General features: G+C 44.9%; 5 protein-coding genes and 1 pseudogene. All 6 read right to left on the reverse strand.

Annotated elements, in window-relative coordinates; all coding sequences use genetic code 11:
* Nucleotides 1-37 precede the first annotated feature (37 nt).
* Complete coding sequence (gene uvrC / locus STRDD04_RS03620; RefSeq protein WP_062199420.1) at nt 38-1,867, reverse strand: excinuclease ABC subunit UvrC; 1,830 nt, start codon at nt 1,865-1,867, stop codon at nt 38-40.
* Nucleotides 1,868-2,086: 219 nt separating this feature from the next.
* Nucleotides 2,087-3,133: a dTDP-glucose 4,6-dehydratase gene (gene rfbB / locus STRDD04_RS03625; protein ID WP_002909476.1), complete on the reverse strand. Its 1,047-nt coding sequence runs from the start codon at nt 3,131-3,133 to the stop codon at nt 2,087-2,089.
* 241 nt (nt 3,134-3,374) lie between these two features.
* Entirely contained in the window at nt 3,375-3,968 is a 594-nt protein-coding gene (locus tag STRDD04_RS03630) for a dTDP-4-dehydrorhamnose 3,5-epimerase family protein (protein WP_015605114.1), read from the reverse strand.
* Between the two features lie 4 nt (nt 3,969-3,972).
* Nucleotides 3,973-4,842 (reverse strand): glucose-1-phosphate thymidylyltransferase RfbA, encoded by an 870-nt coding sequence (gene rfbA / locus STRDD04_RS03635; RefSeq protein ID WP_062199422.1) that lies wholly within the window; start codon nt 4,840-4,842, stop codon nt 3,973-3,975.
* Nucleotides 4,843-4,987: 145 nt separating this feature from the next.
* Nucleotides 4,988-5,806: pseudogene (gene tmpA, locus STRDD04_RS03640) on the reverse strand (ZIP family manganese transporter TmpA).
* A 22-nt stretch (nt 5,807-5,828) separates the two neighbouring features.
* Nucleotides 5,829-6,065 (reverse strand): NUDIX hydrolase (locus STRDD04_RS03645; RefSeq protein WP_082757337.1); only part of this gene is annotated, 237 nt, incomplete at its 5' end.

The following is a 6,065-nucleotide window of genomic DNA, read 5'->3' on the forward strand; positions in this document are numbered from 1 at the left end:
ACCACAAAAGACCGTTTTCACGGTCTTAGTTTATATATTAACTATCCAATTCTGCTAAGGGTTCCGCCACTTCTAACAAGGGATGGGATGACTCTGTTTGATTGAGTTTTGCCTGCACAGTCTCCGCTACTGCTCGCGGTACTCCGACTTCGACGATTTCATCCACACTGGCTTCTTTAATCTTTGTCAGAGATTTGAAGTGTTTCATGAGATTTTGCTTGCGTTTTGGCCCCAAGCCTTCGATACCATCCAGTTGCGATGAGAAGGAATTCTTAGACCGGAGCTGACGGTGGAAGGTAATGGCGAAACGGTGGACCTCATCTTGGATACGCTGGAGTAGGAAAAATTCCTGCGAATTCCGGGATAATTCTACAACCTGTAGAGGGTCACCAAAGAGCAATTCATGGGTCTGATGCTTGTCATTTTTTTGCAGTCCAGCGATGGGAATATCCAATCCCAACTGCTCCTGAATAACTTCTTTAGCAATATTGACCTGGCCTTGCCCACCATCAATGACAATCAGATCTGGTGGCGTCAGCCCGTCACGAATGACCCGACTATAGCGACGCTTGATGACCTCTCGCATACTTGCATAATCATCTGGCCCCACTACAGTCTTAATCTTGTACTTGCGATAATCTTTCTTGCTAGGCTTCCCATTGACAAAGACGACCATAGCCGATACGGGACTGGTTCCCATGATGTTGGAGTTATCGAAAGACTCGATTCGAACCGGTGTCGGAATATTGAGGAGCTTCCCTAGATTTTCTATAGCGCCCTGCGTTTTCTCAACGGATTTCTCCAAAAGATCAAATTTCTGCTGGAGACTGACCCGAGCATTCTTAATAGCCAGATTTACCAGTTGCTTCTTCTCACCTCGCTGGGGCTTGACTACTTTGGTATCCACAACAGCCCGAACAGCTTCTTCATCAATATCTGATGGAATTAAGATTTCATTGGGCTTGAGGTGGGATTTTTCCTGATAAAACTGGCCAATATAGGTCAAGAAATCTTCGTCGGGATCATTGTAATAGGGAAAAAGATTGACATCACGCTCAATCAGCTTACCCTGGCGGACAAAGAAGACCTGGACGCACATCCAGCCCTTGTCCACATAATAGCCAAAAACATCACGATTCTGCAAATCCTTGGCCATGACCCGCTGCTTGGTGCGCAAGGTTCCAATAGCCTGAATCAGGTCACGGTATTCGGCCGCTCGCTCAAACTCCATGGCTGCAGCTGTTTTATTCATCTTCTCACGGAGCTCATCGATAATCTTATCGTCCTGACCCTTGAGAAAGTCCGACACTTCCTGAGCCATATTCTTGAAATACTGGCTATCCCGCTTGCAAATCGTATGGGCTTCACATTGCCCCAAGTGATAATAAAAGCAGACTTTTGCAGGTGGATTGGTACATTTTTTAAACGTAAAAATTCGATCGAGCAGGCGCTTGATTTCATTAGCTGCACCAACATCTGGATAGGGACCAAAATAAAGACCGCCATCCTTTTTGACTTGGCGCGTGATAATCAGACGCGGATAAACTTCGTTGGTAATCTTAATAAAAGGATAGGACTTATCGTCCTTGAGCATGATATTGTACTTGGGCTTATTTTCCTTGATTAGATTGATTTCTAGGAGCAAAGCCTCGATATTAGACTCAGTGACAATAAACTCAAAATCCTCAATCTCGGACACCAAGGCCTCCGTCTTGGTGTCGTGGCTGCCACGAAAATAAGAGCGAACCCGATTACGCAGATTTTTGGCTTTTCCGACATAGATAATAGTAGCGTTTTTGTCCTTGTGAATGTAACAGCCGGGACTGGTTGGTAGCAGTTCCAGCTTGGATTGGATTAGCTTGTTCATAGGTCTATTATAGCAAATTTTTTTAAAAACTTTCTTTTGAAAAATCTACTCTAAGAGGCTAAACATTACGAAAAAGAGGCTAGGACAATAATCGTCTCAACCTCATTTTTGTATCATAAAAGATTCAGATAGGCCTGGTAGCTAATTCCTACGATTTGAGATAGGCTACTAAAAACTCTACATTTTTTACCTTGTCTCGCACGCCTGCTTCAATCTAATTTATTTAATCACTTCCTGAGTCTTAGCGTAGTTGGCTTCAACTGCTTCTTTTTCTGATTTCCACCAGTCTTGATTGTCCGTGTACCACTTGATCGTCTCTTTGAGACCCGCTTCAAAGTTGGTAAACTCGGGCTTCCATCCTAGCTCATCGCGGAGCTTGCTGGCATCAATTGCATAGCGAAGGTCATGACCCGCACGATCTGTCACATGGTCATAAGCGTCAGCTGGCTGTCCCATTTCCTTGAGAATAAGTTCCAGCACTTCCTTATTATTCTTCTCACCGTCTGCACCAATCAAGTAAGTTTCACCGATTTGGCCCTTGGTCAGAATAGTCCAAACACCTGATGAATGGTCATTAGTATGAATCCAGTCACGGACATTCTTGCCCTCACCGTAGAGTTTTGGCTTGATACCGCTCAAGATATTGGTGATTTGGCGCGGGATGAACTTCTCGATGTGCTGGTAAGGACCATAGTTGTTTGAACAGTTAGAAATAGTCGCTTTGACGCCAAATGAGCGTACCCAAGCTTTAACAATCAAGTCTGAAGCTGCTTTAGTTGATGAGTAAGGTGAGCTTGGATTGTACTTGGTTTCAGCCGTAAACTTCTCGCCTGGGCCTTCTCCATGGCCTGGTAAATCTTCACGCAGAGGCAGGTCGCCATAGACTTCGTCAGTTGACACATGGTGGAAACGAATGTCGTATTTACGAGCTGCTTCCAAAAGTGTGTAAGTTCCGATGAAGTTGGTATGAATGAATGGACTCGGATCATTGAGCGAGTTATCATTGTGGCTTTCTGCCGCATAGTGAACAATCGCATCAGCTTCAGCTGCCAGCTTGTCCACCAAGGCCGCGTCAGCAATATCTCCAACAACCAACTCTACTCGGTCGCCTAAAATTTCCTCAATATTTGCACGGTTACCCGCATAAGTCAGCTTGTCCAGCACTGTCACATGGACATCTGGAAAGTTATTGTAAACATAGTGGACAAAGTTAGAGCCGATAAAACCAGCTCCACCTGTCACGATAATTTTTTTGTATTCAGTCATTTTTATTCCTTAACTTTTTTATAATTGCCTTAAGTGGTGGGGACGCAAGCAAACCTCCGGTTTCATTGCTTATTTTTGAGCCTAATGTCTCAAAAATCCCCTGTCATGTAACAAATTGTCTAGTTTGTTACATGATTTACACCACAGCGGCAATCATTTCTTCAACTCGCTTCGCTCGGATAAGAGCTGAGCTAAATCATATATTTCAATATAAATTAATGCATCAGAAAAGAATTCTTTTTTACAAATCTTCTTTTCTTAGAGGTTTGACATCCTTAAGTAGCGGATGGTTCTTGTCTGCTTCTGAGACTTCTGCTGCTTCTAGGTTTTCCCACTGGATGCCTAGAGCAGGGTCTGCATAGTTGACAAAGGCATACTTAGGTTTGAGTTCCAAAGCCCAGTAGTCATTTACCAGATAGCTATAGGAAACGGTATCAGAAAGGACTTGGAAGCCGTTGGCTACGCCCCGTGGTACAAAAATACCCTTGCTGGCATCGATTACTGTTTGGTAAGTATTACCAAAGGTCTCACCCTCACGCAAGTCGACCCAAGAACCCAGCACCTTACCGTCATCTGCAACAGAGATATACTTATCCCAAGGCTCAGCATGAAGGCCACGCAGGACATTTTTACGAGAAAAGCTGACATTATTTTGCAATTTCCCTTCTGCAAAGAAGCTTTCAGGGAAGCCTAGTGGCAGCATTTTTTCCTTTTGGAAATTCTCTTTAAACCAGCCTCGGTTGTCCCCGCGAACAGGAATATCAAATTCTAACATTCCAGGGATTCCGGGAACCTCACGCGCTGCTAATTCCTTATCAAAAAATTGTTCTGTCATCTTCTTAAGCTTCTCCAATCAAACGGAGCAAGTATTGTCCGTATTCATTCTTCTTCAACGGCTGTGCCAATTCATGCACTTGCTCCTTAGTGATATAGCCCATACGATAGGCAATTTCTTCCAGATTTGCCACCTGAACGTTCTGCATACGCTGAACTGTTTCGATATATTGAGCCGCTTCTAAGAGACTTTCGTGAGTTCCTGTATCCAACCAAGCAAAACCACGTCCCATAAGCTCAACAGACAAATCACCACGTTCCAAGTAAGCCTTGTTGACATCAGTGATTTCTAACTCCCCGCGAGGACTTGGTTTGATGTTCTTGGCAATTTCTACAACATCGTTATCGTAGAAATAGAGTCCAGTCACTGCATAGTTAGAGCGAGGCTGTTCCGGTTTTTCTTCGATGGAGATAGCATTCATATTTTCATCAAATTCTACTACACCAAAGCGTTCTGGATCCTTGACATGGTAGCCAAAGACAGTTGCTCCTTTTTCTTTAGCAGCAGCATTTTGGAGCATTTTACTCAGACCTGGTCCATGGTAAATATTATCCCCAAGAATCAGCGCCACGCAGTCATCTCCAATAAAATCAGCCCCAATGATAAAGGCTTGTGCCAATCCGTCCGGACTTGGCTGCTCTGCATAAGAAAGCTTGATACCAAACTCAGATCCATCTCCCAGCAGATCCTCAAAACGAGGCAAATCTGTCGGAGTGGATATAATCAAGATGTCCTTGATACCAGCCAGCATAAGAGTTGACAGCGGATAATAAATCATGGGTTTGTCATAAACCGGCATGAGCTGTTTTGACGCAGCGCGGGTCAATGGATACAAACGTGTACCAGAACCACCTGCAAGAATAATACCTTTCATATGAGTTTCCTCTCTTAATGTATTCTCCTTATTTTACCATTTTTGAAAGCGGATGTCATCCTTTTCACTACCCTTAAACAAAAGAAAAAGAGCGGAATCTCCGCTTTCTTCTGCTATTCAATTCTGGTCTAACATCAGCCCCAAATCAGCCCAAAGCTACATCTAGAACCATCATGATGACGAAGCCCACCATGAGGCCTAAAGTCGCCACATCGGTATTGCCATTGGTCTGCGAATCCGGTATCAACTCCTCTACCACCACGAAGATCATGGCTCCTGCCGCAAAGGATAAGGCATAGGGCAGAATAGCCGTCATAGCGCCATGACTGCGACAGCTCCCAGCACTGCTCCGACAGGCTCTACAATAGCCGACATGGCCCCCCAGTAAAAAGCTTTAAGCCGAGACTTGCCATCCGTCCGAATCGGAATGGATAGAGCCGCTCCTTCTGGAACATTTTGCAGACCGATTCCCAAAGCCAGACCAATCGCGCCGACAAAGGCTTCCGGACTAGGATTGGCGGCCAAAGCACCAAATGCTACTCCGACTGCCAAACCTTCTGGAAAATTGTGAATGGTAATGGCTAAAAAGAGTAGAGCCGTCTTGGACAGCTTCTTTCGGCTATGCTCAGGAACACTCTCTGCCTCCGAAATATCCTTGCTCAAGTGCAAGTGAGGCACCACAGCATCAATCAGCCGCAGGAAAAAACCTCCTACTAAAAACCGCAGGCAACCAGGATAGCTTGCCATAAGAACTTTGCGCATACTCAATCGACGGTGCCAGAAGTGACCAAAAGGAAGCCGCAATCATAACGCCTGCCGCAAAGCCCATCATAATGTCCGGCAGCTTGCGACTGACCTGTTTAAAGAAAAATACAATAGCCGAGCCCACAATAGTACAACCCCATGTGAACAGCCCAGCCAAGAATGCCTGCATAACCACAGGCTGCGATCGTAACCAGTCCATAACCTCTCCTTATCATCTAAAATCAATCATACAAAATCGTCTTGGTCTCGCCGATACAGTGATCCTCCTCATCCCAATAATGAATTCGCTCAAAAGAGCCTTTCCGCCAGTAAAGAGGCAAGCGTTCACGAATATCGGCCTGCATGTCTATTTGGTCAAGTTCCGAAATCTTCCACCATTTGGGCTCCCCTTCATGATCGTTTCCCCTAACTTGACCCTCAAAGGCAGTACAAAGAAAATCGTAATACACATACCGTTC

The sequence above is a fragment of the Streptococcus sp. DD04 genome (assembly GCF_001578725.1).
GTDB lineage: Bacteria > Bacillota > Bacilli > Lactobacillales > Streptococcaceae > Streptococcus > Streptococcus sinensis.